This window comes from Stenotrophomonas sp. BIO128-Bstrain, from assembly GCF_030128875.1.
In the GTDB taxonomy this organism is placed as follows: domain Bacteria; phylum Pseudomonadota; class Gammaproteobacteria; order Xanthomonadales; family Xanthomonadaceae; genus Stenotrophomonas; species Stenotrophomonas bentonitica_A.
This window is the reverse complement of the sequence record NZ_CP124620.1, coordinates 1,396,335-1,410,606: the sequence shown is the minus strand read 5'-3', so window position 1 is coordinate 1,410,606 and position 14,272 is coordinate 1,396,335. Positions and strand designations below refer to the sequence as shown.

Genomic DNA, 14,272 nt, shown 5'->3' with positions numbered 1-14,272 from the left:
TGCGCGCCGGCGGAATGCCCGGGCACCGGGGCATCGGCCGGGATGGCGGATGCGCGTGCGTCGCTGCTGGCCGGGTGACATGGCTGCCGACACCGGGTCGGCACTGGCGGTACCGTGGGCACCGTCGGCACCGCATCGGCACCGCATCCGGTAGGTGCCGACCGTTGGTCGGTACGCGCCAGCCGGGCCATGGCACCCAAGCGACGCGCCCATTATCATCGCCTTTTCCATCAGTCCCAAGATGGAATCCATCGACAAAGGCGATACATCCATGCGTTATGGCCCTGAATCCCTGCACGCGTTCGTCGAGGCCGCGGCCCTCGGCTCGTTCTCCGCCGCCGCACGCCGTTTGAAGAAGACCCAATCCACCATCAGCACCGCGATCGCCACGCTGGAAGCGGATCTGGGCCTCACCCTGTTCGATCGCAGTGGTCGTTACCCGGTGCTGACCGAAGACGGCCGCAAAGTGCTCGGCCATGCGCAGGAAATCCTGGCCGCCGCCGACCGCCTCGAGCAGCTCAGCATCCGCCTGGCCGACGAGGTCGAACCGCGCCTTACCCTGGTGTTCTCGGACATCTACCAGCTCAATCCCGACCAGCATCTGCTGCAGCGGTTCGAGCAACGCTTCCCGGATATCGAACTTGAGTGGCTGGATGCCGAAGGCCACGACGTGCTCGAGGTGGTGCAGCGCGGGCGCGCCCAGCTCGGGCTGATCCCGCATCAGCCGTCCTATCCTTCCGAACTGGCGGTACGCGCCCTGCCCCTGCGTGCGGAGATGGCGGTATTCGTGGCCGCCGCTCACCCGCTGGCCGCCGTGGCCACGCCGGAGGAATCGCACCTGGCCCGTCATCGCCAGATCTGCCTGAGCGGCGACGCCTGCCGTGAGGGCCACGCACGCGGGCGGACGTGGTCCGCCTCGGACTACCTGATGGTGCTGGAGATGGCCGAGGACGGCTTCGGCTGGGCCGAACTGCCGCGCGCGCTGGTCACGCGCTACGGCCGGGGCATGCTGGTGGAGCTGCCCCTGCCGGGCTGGCCACGGCTGGTTTCCACCGATGCGGTGTGGCGCAAGGGTGCGCCGCTGGGGCCGGCCGCGCTGTGGTTGCTGGATCAGTTCCTGGGGGCGGCCAACGCGTAATCGATCGCCGCGCAGATCGCCGCCACCTGGGCATCGTTGCACTGCTGCGGGGTCGCGCGCGGGCTGTCCGGATACACCTCGGTGGTGGTGGTGAAGGTCGCACCGCTGACACTGGCGCACAGGCCCAGCTTTTCCAGCGGATATTCGATCACGCCGGGGGCGACCACCGGCGAGCCGATGATTTCGCCCTTGTCGTCAGCCGGGGCGATGTGGGTCACCCGTTCGACGGCCGCGTTGACGGCGGTCTGGAACGCAGGCTGCGGGTTCTCGCTGTCATCGACCAGATAGAAACCATCCGGGATCAGGCCCGGCTCGAACGGCTTGCCGTCGCGCGCGGCCAGGGCCGGGCGGAACTCGGTTTCATCGCTGTCCGTGGTTTCGTGCAGGTCGATATGCATCACGATACTGCCCTTCAGCGGCGCGACGAGAGCAATCAGCTCGGCCGCTTCGGCCGCCGGGCTGTTGACGATGAAGGAGCGGTTCGGATCGATCGCCTCGGCGTTCCAGCGCTGGATGCGCTCGTAGCCCCACGGGCTGACGCAGGGCACCACCAGCAGATTGGCGCGCCCGGCGTACTCGACCGCGCGGGCCTGCAGGAACTGAAGGGCACCCTGCACGCCACTGGTTTCGTAGCCGTGGATGCCGCCGGTGACCAGCATCGTCGGCAGCGCGGGGTTCCAGTCGCGGCTGCGCACGGCGAACAGCGGGTACTGGTCCGGGGCGTAGTCGAGCGTGCCGTACTGGGTCACCTCGAACGCATCGCGCAGTGCGTCCACCGCTGGCAGCACGTCATCGGCATAGCGCCGCTGCGGCACCTGGCGGGCACGCCACTGCGCCTTCTCTTCAGCGCCCCAGGGCTGGCCGGGGGTGCCGATGGGATAGAAGGGGGCGTTGGTCATGGCGTGCTCGTCTGTGGTGCGGTGTGGAAGCGCGATTTTACCATTGCCGCACCAGGCAGCCCCGCTTACGCGTGGTCGAGCGCGGCGATCGCTGCATCGACAGGCTGGTCGCCTTCGGTCAGCTCGATGATCGTGCGCCGCAGCTGCGGCTGTTCCACCAGCGCGACCAGGGTGGCGGCCACATCGGCGCGCGGTATGTCGCCATAGGCGATCGCCGGTCCCGCGGTGACGCGGCCGGTGCCTGCTGTATCTTTCAAGGTGCCCGGGCGCAGGATGACCCAGTCCAGATCGGTCGCGGCCAGATACACATCGGCGCGCTTCTTGACCGTCATGTAATTCTCGAAGCCCTCGCCCATGGCCTTGTTGCGGCCGGCTTCGGGGAATGCCGACACCAATAGGAAACGACGCACGCCCGCCTGCCGGGCGGCATCCACGGCAAGTTCCAGGCCGCGGCCGTCGATGGCGTTGGTCACTTCGATGCCGGCGCCACCCGCGCCGGCGGTAAAGACGACGACGTCGCTGCCTGCCATCTGGCCGGCCAGCGTATCGACGTCGGTGGCGGTGAGATCACCGGTGACCGGCGTGGCGCCACGTGCTTTCAGTGCCGGGCCCTGCTCGGCGCGGCGATGCAGGGCATGCACGCGATGCTGTTTGTCGGCCAGCTGTTCGACCAGATGACGGCCAACCTTGCCGGCTGCGCCGACGATGAACACATTGCTCAAGACGGTTCTCCTGTTTCAACCCGCCTGTGAGGGTACGCAGGCGGATGTGACATGACCGTCCCTGTCACGGAGCGTGGTTCAGTTACCGCTGTACTGCGCGTCGCTGACCTGCTCCATCCACGTCACCGGCGAGCCGTCCACCGCTTCGGCAATCGCGATATGCGTCATCGCCGTGGTGGCCTGCGCGCCGTGCCAATGCTTGACGCCCGGTGGAATCCAGACGATGTCGCCCGGGCGGATCTCGCGCGCGGGCTTGCCCCACTCCTGCACGCTGCCCACGCCTGCGGTCACGATCAGGGTCTGGCCCAGCGGATGGGTATGCCATGCGGTGCGGGCACCGGGCTCGAAGGTGACCGTCGCTCCGCCGACCCGTGCCGGCGCATCGGCCTGGAAGGGCGCATCGATGCGGACGCGGCCGGTGAAGTAATCGGCCGGGCCGGCCGCCGAGGCGGCGCTGCCGGCGCGGGCGATGCGGATGGGCGGCGCTTCGGCGGGCGCGGTGGCGGCCATCGAAAGCGACAGCGCGGCGGTGAACAGGTCCATGAAGCGATCTCCTGTGGGGAGCGACGAAGCACGCCGCCGGGACCCTCACTCTAGGCCTGGCCCCGCGCGGGAACTACCCATCGCAACCGGGATGCAGCCATGACTGATCCTCATCAATGGGTAAACAACGCTACTTGAGTTCATCAGTCGGGCCCGCGCATCATGGGCGCGCATGACTGCCATGCGCCCTCGGCCCCCGCTCCATGGCCCGCGAGAATTTCAACGATCTGCAGGTGTTCGTCACTGTCGCGCGCGAGCGCAGCTTCACCCGCGCGGCCGCCCAGCTCGGCGTCTCGCAGTCTGCGCTGAGCCACACCGTCCGCGGCCTGGAAGAGCGCCTGGGCGTGCGCCTGCTGACCCGGACCACGCGCAGCGTCTCGATGACCGAGGCTGGCGAGCGGCTGTACGACACCGTCGCGCCGCGCATGCAGGAGATCGAGGCCGAAGTGGCCGCGATCAGCGAGTACCGCGACCGCCCGGCCGGCACGATCCGCATCACCACCGCCGAACATGCGGCCAACACGATCGTCTGGCCGCGGCTGTCGGCCGTGCTGCCCGCCTACCCCGACCTGCGTGTGGAGCTCACCATCGACTACGGCCTGGCCGACATCGTCGCCCAGCGCTACGACATCGGCATCCGTCTGGGCGGGCGCGTGGCCAAGGACATGATCGCCGTGCCGATCAGCCCGCCGCAGCGCATGGCGATCGTGGCCAGCCCGGCCTACTTCGCCACGCATACCGCCCGCAGGTGCCGGCCGATCTGGCGGCACACAACTGCATCGGCATGCGCCTGCCCACCCACGGCGGGCTGATGGTGTGGGACCTGGAAAAGGACGGCGAGGACGTGAACGTGCGCGTGGACGGCCAATGGACCTTCAACGGCAGCAGCGCGGTCCGTCGCGCCGCCCTGGCCGGCGCCGGCCTGGCCTATCTGCCCGAGGACATGGTGCTCGAGGACATCGCCGCCGGTGCCTTGCGGCGTGTCATGCCGGACTGGTGCGATCCCTTCGACGGCTATTACGCCTACTACCCCAGCCGCCGGCAATCCTCCAGCGCGATGCGCGTGGTGATCGAAGCATTGCGCGCAGAAAGGTAGAGCCGACCGTTGGTCGGCTGAGGCGGCGCCACATCCCACGTAGAGCCGACCGTTGGTCGGCAGACGCAGCGCCCGATCAAGGGCAGCCGACCAACGGTCGGCTCTACCGGTCCTTCTCAGGGGCGCAGCAGCACCTTGCCGTTGCGGCCTGGCTCCAGGCTGGCCTTGGCGGCGTCGGCCACCTCGTCCAGACCGAACACCCCGTCCACCGGCAGACTCAGCCCGCCACGCGCAGCCAGCTGCAGCAGTTCCCCGACCAGGCGCCGCTTGTCATCCGGCGCCATCGCCTGGCTGACCTTGCTGCCCCAGAAGCCCTTCACCGTGGCCTGTTTGAAGATCACATCGCCGGAGCTGAGCTGCATCGGCTCACCGGTCATCGAACCGAACGACACCAACGTGCCGCCATCGCCCAGCAGGGTCATCAACTCACTGCTGGCGCGCCCGCCAACCGAGTCCACGGCGGCGGCGATCGATGCCTTGCCGACCGTGGCCTGCACCTGGGCCATCCAGTCGGACTGCGCGGTGGAAATGGTGTGGTCGATGCCGAGTCCAGCCATCTCGGTCACGCCCGCGTCGCGCCGCACCAGGTTGATGCAGTGCACGCCACGTGCCTTGGCCAGCATCGCCAGCGCCTTGCCGACCGCGCCGTTGGCCGCGTTCTGGAGAATCCACTGGCCTTGCTTCACCTGCAGGAACTCCAGCAGCATCAATGCACTGAGCGGCATGGCGATCAGCTGTGCCGCCGCGTTGTCATCGATGCTGTCGGGCATGGGAATGACCATGCGCGCCGGCGCGATGAAGTACTCGGCCCAGGTGCCGTGCACCGACGCGGCGCTGACGCGCTGGCCGACCTTCAGGCCGTCGACGCCTTCGCCCAGCGCGTCGATCACGCCGGTACCTTCGCTGCCACCGACCGCGGGCAGCTCGGGCTTGTAGCCGTACTGACCGCGAACGGTCCACAGGTCATGGTTGTGGATGGGCGCCAGCACGGTGCGGATGCGCACCTCGCCGGCCGCCGGGGCCGGCTGCGGCACGTCGCCGCCGTGCAGGACCTGGGTCGGGTCACCGAAGGTGGTGTGGATGGCAGCGCGCATCAGCCGCGCGCCTTCATTGCGATGTTCATGGGGTATCTCCTGCAGAAGGAATCAACGGCGATGACGATGGGCGGCGACGATGGCGCGCGGCTGGTGCCAGGCGCGCACGCGCAGCCAGATGGTCTGGATCACCACGATGATGATCAGCACCAGCGCCAGGATGGCGATGTTGTGGGCCCCCGGCAGATCCCAGCCGGACTGCTTGACGTACATCCCGGCCAGCGCCCAGATGACGGCGGCCGGATAGGCGAAGTGCCCGCGCAGCAGCTGGTTGACCACCAGCACCAGCAGCGTGGCCAGCACCAGCAGCACCAGGCTCCAGCCGAGCATGTTGTCGGTCGGCAGCCAGCCAAGGGCGACGATCACCTGGGCGGTATTGAGGAAGGCCGCCAGCGACAACCAACCGGCATGCAGCGCCAACGGATAGGCAGCCCACGCACGCTGGCGACCCGGCGCGGTGACCGGCGAGGCGCGGTAGGCGGCCACGATCACGCAGAGCAAGGCGGCCCAGATGATCGCCAGCGCCGGGAGGAACCACTGGTTGGAGAACACGGGCATCCAGGCGGCGGTCAACGCGAAACCGGCCGCCGCCCACGGGCGCACCCCGGTGATGTCCGGCTTGCGCAGGCGCAGCTGCCAGAACCCGAACAGCACGTCCCACAGGAAGATCAGGCCCCAGATCGCGAAGGCATAACCGGCCGCGACCAGCAGGGTCGGGTACTGGTCGGACACTGCACCGTTGGCCGGGCCGAACGCGCCGGTCTGTGAGAACCACGCCACCACGGGCATGGCAAATGCGGCCAACAACACGATCCAACGCATGCATCCACTCCAGCTGAAAAGAGCGGTGACGATACGCGGTTCAGGGTTAAGGCGTTGGGAGGCCACAGATTGCAAAGCCTTACTAACATAGCCTCTGCTATATTGCGGCCGTGGATATCCAACGCCGCCCAGAAAACGCCCCCGCCTGGCCGTCCTCGGCCGGGCATACGCCCAGCCTGGGCGAGATGAACGCCAGCGTCGCGGTCCCGAGCGGCGGTCACTGGTGGTTCCGGCTGCTGGCCTTCCTCGGCCCGGGCTACATGATCTCGGTCGGCTACATGGACCCGGGCAACTGGGCCACCGATATCGCCGGCGGTGCGCAGTTCGGTTACCTGCTGCTCTCGGTGATCCTGCTCTCCAACCTGATGGCGATCGTGCTGCAGGGGCTCTCGGCGCGCCTGGGCATCGCCACCGGGCGCGATCTGGCGCAGGCCTGCCGCGACCACTACTCGAGGCCGGTCAACCTGGGCCTGTGGCTGCTGTGCGAGATCGCGATCATCGCCTGCGATCTGGCGGAAGTCATCGGCACGGCAATCGCGCTGAAGCTGTTGTTCGGGATCCCGCTGCTGGCCGGCGCGATCATCACCGCGGTGGACGTGGTGCTCGTGCTGCTGCTGATGAACCGTGGGTTCCGTGCCCTTGAGGCGTTCGTGATCGCGCTGCTGCTGGTGATCTTCGGTTGCTTTGCGATCCAGATCTTCATCGCCGCCCCGCCGCTGCAGGCGGTGCTGGCCGGGTTCATTCCGCACGCGCAGGTGGTGACCGATCCCAAGGCCCTGTACCTGGCGATCGGCATCATCGGTGCCACCGTGATGCCGCACAATCTCTACCTGCACTCCTCCATCGTGCAGACCCGCGCCTACCCGCGCACGGATGCCGGTCGCCGCAGCGCGCTGCGCTGGGCGGTGACCGACAGCACCATCGCGCTGATGCTGGCGTTGTTCATCAACGCCTCGATCCTGATCCTGGCGGCCGCGGTGTTCCATGCGCATGGCCGGACCGATGTGCAGGAGATCGAGCAGGCCTACGAACTGCTCGCGCCGATGCTGGGCGTCGGCCTGGCCTCGACGTTGTTCGCGGTCGCCCTGCTCGCTTCGGGCATCAACTCCACCGTGACCGCGACGCTGGCCGGCCAGATCGTGATGGAAGGTTTTCTGCGGCTGCGGATCGCCCCGTGGGCGCGGCGCCTGATCACCCGCGGCATCGCGATCGTGCCGGTGGTGGTGGTCACGGCCATCTATGGCGAGCAAGGCACCGCACGGTTGCTGGTGTTGAGCCAGGTGCTGCTCTCGATGCAGCTGCCGTTCGCGGTGGTGCCGCTGGTGCGGTTCGTCTCGGACAAGGCCAAGATGGGCGCGCTGGTGGCGCCGAGGTGGTTGATAGCGCTGTCGTGGCTGATCGGCGGCCTGATCATCGTGTTGAACGTGAAGCTGCTGGTGGATGTGTGGCGGGGCTGAGCCTTGGCGCTTGACCTCAACGTTGGTTGAGGTGGCACAGTGCATTTCCCTCACCCCACTGGCACGCCCAGATCGAGCCACGCAATGACCGATACCTCGCAGCACGCGTTATGGAATGGCCCGGCAGGTGAGGCCTGGGTGGACGCGCAGCGCCTTCTCGACCAGATGTTCGCGCCGCTGGCCGACCATCTGCTGGCCGCGATCCCGCCGGGCGACGATCTGCGTGTGCTGGATGTCGGCTGCGGCACCGGCGCGGTGGCGCTGGGCATGGCCGGGTGCCTGGGGCCGGAGGCACACGTCACCGGGGTCGACATCTCCGCCCCGATGATCGCCCTGGCGCGCGAGCGCGCGCAGCGCGCCGGCCTGGCCGTGGAGTTCATCGTCGCCGACGCGCAGCAGCACGCATTCGCCCCGGGGAGCCTGGACCGGATCGTGTCGCGCTTCGGGGTGATGTTCTTCGATGACCCGGTGCAGGCGTTCGGCCAACTGCAGCGCGCCGCCAGACGCGGCGGGGTGCTGCAGGCGCTGGCCTGGCGTGGGGCGGACGAAAATGCCTTCATGACCACCGCCGAGCGCGCCGCGGCGCCCTGGCTGACGTTGCCACCGCGCCAGCCCGGCGCACCGGGTCAGTTTGCGTTTGCCGATCAGGCCCGGGTCGAGCAGGTCCTGGGCGAAGGCGGCTGGGAGGATATCGAGCTGCTGCCGCTGGATGTCGTGTGCCGGATCGACCGAGCGGATCTGGCGACGTACGTCTCGCTGCTGGGACCGGTCGGGAGCGCACTGCGCAACAACGACCTGGCTGCGGACGGACGAACGAAGGTGCTCGAGGAGGTGCTGCATGCCTTCGAGCCGTTCGTCGACGGCGAGTCCGTAACCTTCACCGCGGCCTGCTGGGACGTGCGCGCCCGCGCGTGGTGAGCGCCGGCAGGAACCACGCCAGGCGCGGTCGCCCCCTACGGACCCTCTAGCGCCGGCTCATCAGCGTGCTGGTCAGCAACATCGCCACCAGTGCCATGGCCGCCGCGGTCACGAACGCATACGCGGCGCCGTCTGCGTAGGCCTGGTGCGCCAGCAGCGTCAGGCTGCCATGGGCCGCGCCGGGTACCGACAGTTCACCGACCACCACGCGCTCGATCAGTGCGGGCGAGCCTGCCTGCCCTGCCTCGGCAAGTGCCTGGCGGGCGGCGTCGCGTACGTGGCTGGACAGCACCGCGCCCAGCGTTGCGAACCCGATCAGGATGCCGGAGAAGCGCGCGGTGGTGCTGATGCCCGAGGCCATGCCGGCGCGGTCCGGCGGGATCACGCTCATGATCGCCTTCTGCGTTTCGCCATTGAGCAGGCCGCCCCCACTGCCGAGCACCGCCATCGCCAGCAGTAGGCCGAGCTGACTGTGCTGCCACAGTGCCACCGCGATGCCGAGATTGCCGATCACGGCAACGCCCAGCCCCAACGCCAGGATCCGACCGGACGCCCATCGCGTGCCGAGCCGGCGGCCCACGAACGGCAGCAGCAGCATCGCCAGCGCGAACGGCAGCATGTGCACGCCGGCCTGCAGCACGCTGTCACCGCGGGCGTTCTGCAGCAGCAAGGGCAGCAGCGAGGCCATCACCTGCACGCAGGCGGCGTAGGCGAACATCGCCAGCACCGCACCGACCAATGCCGGCGCGCGGAACAGGCGCAGGTCCAGCATGGGGTGGGCACGGCGCTGTTCGACCACGATGAAGCCGGCGCCCAGCGCGGTGCCCGCCAGCAGCCACGGCATCACCGCGGCGCTGCCCCAGCCCTCCACCGGCCCACGGATCAAGGCCCAGGTCCACGACAGCATGCTGCCGGCGAACAGCAGCACGCCCGGCACATCGATGCGGCGGCTGACCGGATCGCGTGATTCGGGCACGAAGGCCACGCTCAGGCCGGCCAGCAACAGGCACAGGGGAAGATTGATATGGAAGGCCCAACGCCACCCTGCCCAGGTGGCGATGGCACCGCCGATCAGTGGCGCGAGCACCATGGTCAAGCCCATGATCGCGCCCCAGATCGCCCAGGCACGCGCGCGGGATGCCGGGCTCTGGTGTGCATGGCCGATCAGCGACAGCGCCGGTGCCAGCATGAAGGCTGCCGCCGCACCCTGCCCGGCCCGTGCCAGGTACAAGGCCATGGCGGTGCCGGCGAGCCCGCAGGCCACCGAGGTCAGTGCAAACAGGCTCAGACCGATCAGGAACAGGCGGCGACGCCCGATCCGGTCGGCCAGGGTGCCGGCGGGCAACAGCAGTGAGGCGAAGCACAGGACGTAGGCACTGACCACCCACTCGATATCCGCGAAGGTGGCCGACAGATCGCGGGCGATGGTCGGCAACACCACGCCGACCACATTGGTATCGAGCACCGTGAGTGCACAGCCGGCCGAACCGAGCAGCAGGACGGCATCCGCGCGGTGCGCGCCTGCACGCTTCATGGCCGTGCGATGGCTCGGGGAGTGGCCTGCAACGACCTCACGTGCCGGCCTCGGCCAGCCGCACGCGCAGCTTCTCGACGATATCCTGTTCGCTCATTGCATAGCCGTAGACATCCTGCAGCTGGCCGTCAGCACCGAGCAGGAACCACGAGGCCGTGTGCTCGAAGGTCGCCCGGTCACCTTCGCCGACGCGCCGATAGCTCACCCCCAGGCTCTCGGCGATGGCACGGGTACCGGCCTCGTCGCCGGCCAGGCCGAGGAACGTCGTATCGAAGGCCGCCAGGTACTCGCGCAGGTGTTCGGGCGTATCGCGCTGCGGGTCGACGGTGACGAAGGCGACCTGCAGCTGCTCTGCCGCGGGGCCCAGCAGCCGCTTGATCTGCACTGCCTTGACCAGGCTCAGCGGACATACTTCGGGGCAGTGGGTGAAACCGAAGAACAGCAGCGTCGGCGTGCCCTGCAGGTCGCGGATCGCAAGCGTTCGGCCGTCGCTGCTCTCCAGCTTGACCGCGCCGAGTGCCGCCTGGCCCATTACCGGTGCCTGATCATCGGCGCAACCGGCCAGCAGCGCCACCGTCACGATGCCCGCGGCGACCCAGCGCCTCACTTCGCTGCTCCGTGCAGCACCAGGCCATCGCGCACGCTGAACTCCACCACCTGCGGTGCACTGCGGGCGAACTGCAGCGTCACCCGCACCGTCTGCCCGGCCGACAACGGCCGCTTCGGCTTGAGCAGCATCAGATGGTAGCCGCCGGGCTCCAGCGCGACGGTCTGCCCCCCCGGCAAAGCCAGGCCATCGGGCAGCGCCTGCATGCGCATCACTTCACCATCCATGCGCATGGCATGGATCTGCACCTCGGCGAACATCGAGGACGCGGCCGACAGCAGCCGGTCATCACCGCCGCCGTTATGCAGCAGCACGTAACCGGCGGCGACATTCGCCGCCGGCGGTGGCAAGCGGACCCAGGGATCGCTGACCGACACCGTTGCCGCGGTGTGGGCCTGCGGGGCCGCAGCCACCACCGGCATCACGGGAGAGGAGAGCAGCAGCCCGGCCAGCAGGGTTGCGCAGGATGAGCGGCTCATGGCGTGCCCGACATCTGCATCGGCATCATGTTGAGGTTGGCGTTGTGCATCACCCACAGCGAACCGGCCACCACGATGGCGATCAGGAAAGCGGTGCACAGGAAGATGCCGGTGTTCTCGCGCTGGCTGCGCCCTGCCCCGATATGCAGGAACAGCACCAGCTGGGCGACCAGCTGCACCACGCACAGCACCACGATGGCGGTCAGCCGCAGCGGCTGCGGGACCAGATCGGTCATGACCACGCCGAACGAGGCGCCGGTCAGGACCAGGCACAGCAGCAGGCCGAGGATGTAGCCCGTCAGGGTGGCATGGCCGCCACCGTGATCGGCATCAGGCGCGTTCGCGCTCATACAAACTCCCTCAAGTAGACGAAGGTGAACACACAGATCCAGATCAGATCCAGGAAGTGCCAGAACAGGCTCAGGCACGCCAGGCGGCGGCGCACGATGCCGTCCAGGCCGAACTTCAGCACCTGGTGGATCATGATCGCCAACCACAGCAGGCCGAAGGTGACGTGCAGGCCGTGGGTGGCCACCAACGTGAAGTACGCCGACAGATACGCACTCACGTCCGGGGTGGCGCCTTCGTGGATCAGCTCGGCGAACTCATACAGCTCCATGCCGATGAAGACCGCACCGAGTACACCGGTCACGGCCAGCCAGCCCACCACCTGGTTGCGCTTGCCCGCCTGCATGCCGAGCATCGCCAGGCCGAAGGTGAAGCTGCTGAGCAGCAGCACCACGGTCTCGGAGAGCACGAAACCGAGCTTGAACAGTTCCTTGCCGCTGGGGCCGTCGGCGGTTCCGTTGAGCAGTACGCCGAAGGTGGCGAACAGCACCGCGAAGATCAGGCAGTCGCCCATCAGGTACATCCAGAACCCGACGACGGTCTTGTTGCCATCGTCGTGATGCGCGTGGGCAGGGTCGTGATGACCGGCCGCGAGCTGCCCGTGCTGCGTGGCAGCGGTCAGGGTATCGCCGCTCATGCCTTGGCTCCTTCCATCTGCGCGAAGTGCGCGTCTTCGATTTGCTTCACCTCGGCGGCGTGCACGTAATAGTCCACATCACGGTCGTACGAGCGCAGCACGAAGGTCGCGATCACGCCGATCAGGCCGATGCCGGCCAGCACCCACATGTGCCAGACCAGGGCAAAGCACAGCACCAGGCTGAACACCGAAATCACCACACCCGAGGCGGTATTGCGTGGCATGTGGATGTCCTCGTAGCTGTCCTGGCGCTGCCAGGCACGGCCGTGCTGCTTGTCGTCCCAATGCTGTTCCAGCGAGGTGATCGCCGGCAGCCTGGCGAAGTTGTAGAACGGCGGCGGCGAGGACGTGGCCCACTCCAGGCTGCGCGCATTCCACGGGTCGCCGGTGAGATCCATGTTGGCCTTGCGGTCACGCACGCTGACATAGAACTGGATGAACATCGCGGCGATGCCGGCGGCGATCACCAGCGCACCGACGGCGGCCACGATCAGCCACGGCTGGTAGCCCTCCACGCCGTAGTGGTTCATGCGGCGGGTCATGCCCTTGAAGCCCAGCACGTACAGCGGCATGAAGGCCAGGTAGAAGCCGACCAGCCAGCACCAGAAGGAAATCTTGCCCCAGCGCTCGTTGAGGGTGAAGCCAAAGGCCTTGGGGAACCAGAAGCTGATGCCGGCCAGGCAGCCGAACACCACGCCACCGATGATCACGTTGTGGAAGTGTGCGATCAGGAACAGGCTGTTGTGCAGCACGAAGTCCGCGCCCGGGATCGCCAGCATCACGCCGGTCATGCCGCCCAGGGCGAAGGTGACCATGAAGCCGATCGTCCACAGCGTCGAGGAGTGGTAGCGGATCCGCCCGCGGTACATGGTGAACAGCCAGTTGAACAGCTTCACCCCGGTGGGGATCGAGATGATCGAGGTCATGATGCCGAAGAAGGCATTCACGTTGGCGCCCGAGCCCATGGTGAAGAAGTGGTGCAGCCACACGAAGAACGACAGGATGCCGATCGACGAGGTGGCGTAGACCATCGAGCGGTAGCCGAACAGCGGCTTGCCCGAGAACGTGGCGATGATCTCCGAGAACGCGCCGAAGCACGGCAGGATCAGCACGTAGACTTCCGGGTGGCCCCAGATCCAGATCAGGTTGACGTACATCATGGCGTTGCCGCCGGCGTCATTGGTGAAGAAATGCATCCCGAAATAGCGATCCATGGTCAGCAGCGCCAGGGTCGCGGTCAGCACCGGGAAGATCGCCACGATCAGGATGTTGGTGATCAGTGCGGTCCAGGTGAACACCGGCATCTTCATCAGGTCCATGCCCGGCGCACGCATCTTGAGGATGGTGACGATGAAGTTCAGGCCGGTCAGCGTGGTGCCGATGCCGGAGACCTGCAGTGACCAGATGTAGTAGTCCACGCCTACCGTGGGGCTGTACTCGATCCCGGACAGCGGCGGATACGCCACCCAGCCGGTCGCGGCGAAATCGCCGACGAACATCGACAGCATCACCAGCACCGCGCCCACCGCCGACAACCAGAAGCTGAGCGAGTTGACGAACGGGAAGGCGACGTCGCGCGCGCCGATCTGCAGCGGCACCACGATGTTCATCAGGCCCACGATGAGCGGTGTCGCCACGAAGAAGATCATGATCACGCCATGCGCGGTGAAGATCTGGTCGTAGTGTTCCGGCGGCAGGTAACCGGCGCTGTCATTGGCGGCGATGGCCTGCTGGGCCCGCATCATCAGCGCATCGGCGAAGCCGCGCACCAGCATGACCAGGGCCAGGATGATGTACATCACGCCGATTTTCTTGTGGTCCACCGAGGTGATCCACTCGGTCCAGAGGTAGCCCCACTTCTTGTAATACGTGATGGCCGCGACGATCGCCACGCCCAGCAGCAGCGAGCCGACCAGCGCCGACATGATGATCGGGTCGTGGTAGGGAATCGCTTCGAGGTTCAACTTTCCAAGCACAA

General features: G+C 67.5%; 14 protein-coding genes and 1 pseudogene. 4 read left to right on the top strand and 11 right to left on the bottom strand.

Annotated features, from left to right (window positions below):
• Positions 1–271: 271 nt before the first annotated feature.
• The gene (locus POS15_RS06330; protein ID WP_019184630.1) at positions 272–1,138 is read left to right on the top strand and encodes a LysR family transcriptional regulator; all 867 of its coding nucleotides are present in this window, start codon (positions 272–274) and stop codon (positions 1,136–1,138) included.
• On the opposite strand, the gene POS15_RS06325 is transcribed toward POS15_RS06330, so the two are convergent.
• The 3 genes from POS15_RS06325 to POS15_RS06315 all read right to left on the bottom strand — a co-directional run bounded on the left by POS15_RS06325 (position 1,111) and on the right by POS15_RS06315 (position 3,302).
• Entirely contained in the window at positions 1,111–2,037 is a 927-nt protein-coding gene (locus POS15_RS06325) for a M14 family metallocarboxypeptidase (protein WP_284129230.1), read from the bottom strand. The two genes, POS15_RS06330 and POS15_RS06325, sit on opposite strands and share 28 nt — an antisense overlap.
• Positions 2,038–2,102: 65 nt before the next feature.
• Positions 2,103–2,750, bottom strand: coding sequence for an SDR family oxidoreductase (locus tag POS15_RS06320; protein ID WP_284129625.1), 648 nt, complete (start codon positions 2,748–2,750; stop codon positions 2,103–2,105).
• An 87-nt stretch (positions 2,751–2,837) separates the two neighbouring features.
• Positions 2,838–3,302, bottom strand: coding sequence for a cupin domain-containing protein (locus tag POS15_RS06315; protein ID WP_019184633.1), 465 nt, complete (start codon positions 3,300–3,302; stop codon positions 2,838–2,840).
• Positions 3,303–3,505: 203 nt separating this feature from the next.
• Between POS15_RS06315 and POS15_RS06310 the strand changes: the two are divergent.
• Positions 3,506–4,398 (top strand): annotated as a pseudogene (locus POS15_RS06310) (LysR family transcriptional regulator).
• A gap of 116 nt (positions 4,399–4,514) precedes the next feature.
• On the opposite strand, the gene POS15_RS06305 reads toward POS15_RS06310, so the two are convergent.
• Together POS15_RS06305 and POS15_RS06300 are read right to left on the bottom strand one after the other, a co-directional pair.
• Complete coding sequence (locus tag POS15_RS06305; RefSeq protein ID WP_046273578.1) at positions 4,515–5,492, bottom strand: zinc-binding dehydrogenase; 978 nt, start codon at positions 5,490–5,492, stop codon at positions 4,515–4,517.
• Positions 5,493–5,543: 51 nt separating this feature from the next.
• The gene (locus POS15_RS06300) at positions 5,544–6,314 is read right to left on the bottom strand and encodes a hypothetical protein (protein WP_284129229.1); all 771 of its coding nucleotides are present in this window, start codon (positions 6,312–6,314) and stop codon (positions 5,544–5,546) included.
• 116 nt (positions 6,315–6,430) lie between these two features.
• Here POS15_RS06300 and POS15_RS06295 point away from each other — a divergent pair, with 116 nt between their 5' ends.
• Together POS15_RS06295 and POS15_RS06290 are read left to right on the top strand one after the other, a co-directional pair.
• Positions 6,431–7,771, top strand: coding sequence for an Nramp family divalent metal transporter (locus tag POS15_RS06295; RefSeq protein ID WP_046273600.1), 1,341 nt, complete (start codon positions 6,431–6,433; stop codon positions 7,769–7,771).
• Positions 7,772–7,855: 84 nt separating this feature from the next.
• Complete coding sequence (locus POS15_RS06290; RefSeq protein WP_284129228.1) at positions 7,856–8,689, top strand: class I SAM-dependent methyltransferase; 834 nt, start codon at positions 7,856–7,858, stop codon at positions 8,687–8,689.
• Between the two features lie 46 nt (positions 8,690–8,735).
• Here POS15_RS06290 and POS15_RS06285 read toward each other — a convergent pair whose 3' ends face one another.
• Genes POS15_RS06285 through cyoB form a run of 6 tightly spaced genes read right to left on the bottom strand, consistent with a single transcriptional unit; the run spans position 8,736 to position 14,270 of the window.
• On the bottom strand, positions 8,736–10,223 hold the full coding sequence (locus POS15_RS06285) for an MFS transporter (protein ID WP_284129227.1): 1,488 nt from the start codon (positions 10,221–10,223) through the stop codon (positions 8,736–8,738).
• 37 nt (positions 10,224–10,260) lie between these two features.
• Positions 10,261–10,830, bottom strand: coding sequence for an SCO family protein (locus POS15_RS06280; RefSeq protein ID WP_284129226.1), 570 nt, complete (start codon positions 10,828–10,830; stop codon positions 10,261–10,263).
• Complete coding sequence (locus POS15_RS06275; protein ID WP_284129225.1) at positions 10,827–11,309, bottom strand: copper chaperone PCu(A)C; 483 nt, start codon at positions 11,307–11,309, stop codon at positions 10,827–10,829. The genes POS15_RS06280 and POS15_RS06275 overlap by 4 nt, the downstream gene beginning before the upstream one ends.
• Positions 11,306–11,659, bottom strand: coding sequence for a cytochrome o ubiquinol oxidase subunit IV (gene cyoD / locus POS15_RS06270; protein WP_019184641.1), 354 nt, complete (start codon positions 11,657–11,659; stop codon positions 11,306–11,308). The genes POS15_RS06275 and cyoD overlap by 4 nt, the downstream gene beginning before the upstream one ends.
• Complete coding sequence (cyoC, locus tag POS15_RS06265) at positions 11,656–12,294, bottom strand: cytochrome o ubiquinol oxidase subunit III (protein ID WP_284129224.1); 639 nt, start codon at positions 12,292–12,294, stop codon at positions 11,656–11,658. The genes cyoD and cyoC overlap by 4 nt, the downstream gene beginning before the upstream one ends.
• Positions 12,291–14,270, bottom strand: a complete 1,980-nt coding sequence (gene cyoB, locus POS15_RS06260; protein ID WP_284129223.1) for a cytochrome o ubiquinol oxidase subunit I — start codon at positions 14,268–14,270, stop codon at positions 12,291–12,293. The genes cyoC and cyoB overlap by 4 nt, the downstream gene beginning before the upstream one ends.
• Positions 14,271–14,272 lie beyond the last annotated feature (2 nt).

Bases quoted from the DNA above. Each gene is read 5' to 3' on its own strand.
- POS15_RS06330 (WP_019184630.1), top strand. From the start codon at position 272: ATGCGTTATGGCCCTGAATCCCTGCACGCGTTCGTCGAGGCCGCGGCC.
- POS15_RS06325 (WP_284129230.1), bottom strand. From the start codon at position 2,037: ATGACCAACGCCCCCTTCTATCCCATCGGCACCCCCGGCCAGCCCTGG.
- POS15_RS06315 (WP_019184633.1), bottom strand. From the start codon at position 3,302: ATGGACCTGTTCACCGCCGCGCTGTCGCTTTCGATGGCCGCCACCGCG.
- POS15_RS06305 (WP_046273578.1), bottom strand. From the start codon at position 5,492: ATGCGCGCTGCCATCCACACCACCTTCGGTGACCCGACCCAGGTCCTG.
- POS15_RS06300 (WP_284129229.1), bottom strand. From the start codon at position 6,314: ATGCGTTGGATCGTGTTGTTGGCCGCATTTGCCATGCCCGTGGTGGCG.
- POS15_RS06290 (WP_284129228.1), top strand. From the start codon at position 7,856: ATGACCGATACCTCGCAGCACGCGTTATGGAATGGCCCGGCAGGTGAG.
- POS15_RS06285 (WP_284129227.1), bottom strand. From the start codon at position 10,223: ATGAAGCGTGCAGGCGCGCACCGCGCGGATGCCGTCCTGCTGCTCGGT.
- POS15_RS06275 (WP_284129225.1), bottom strand. From the start codon at position 11,309: ATGAGCCGCTCATCCTGCGCAACCCTGCTGGCCGGGCTGCTGCTCTCC.
- cyoD (WP_019184641.1), bottom strand. From the start codon at position 11,659: ATGAGCGCGAACGCGCCTGATGCCGATCACGGTGGCGGCCATGCCACC.
- cyoC (WP_284129224.1), bottom strand. From the start codon at position 12,294: ATGAGCGGCGATACCCTGACCGCTGCCACGCAGCACGGGCAGCTCGCG.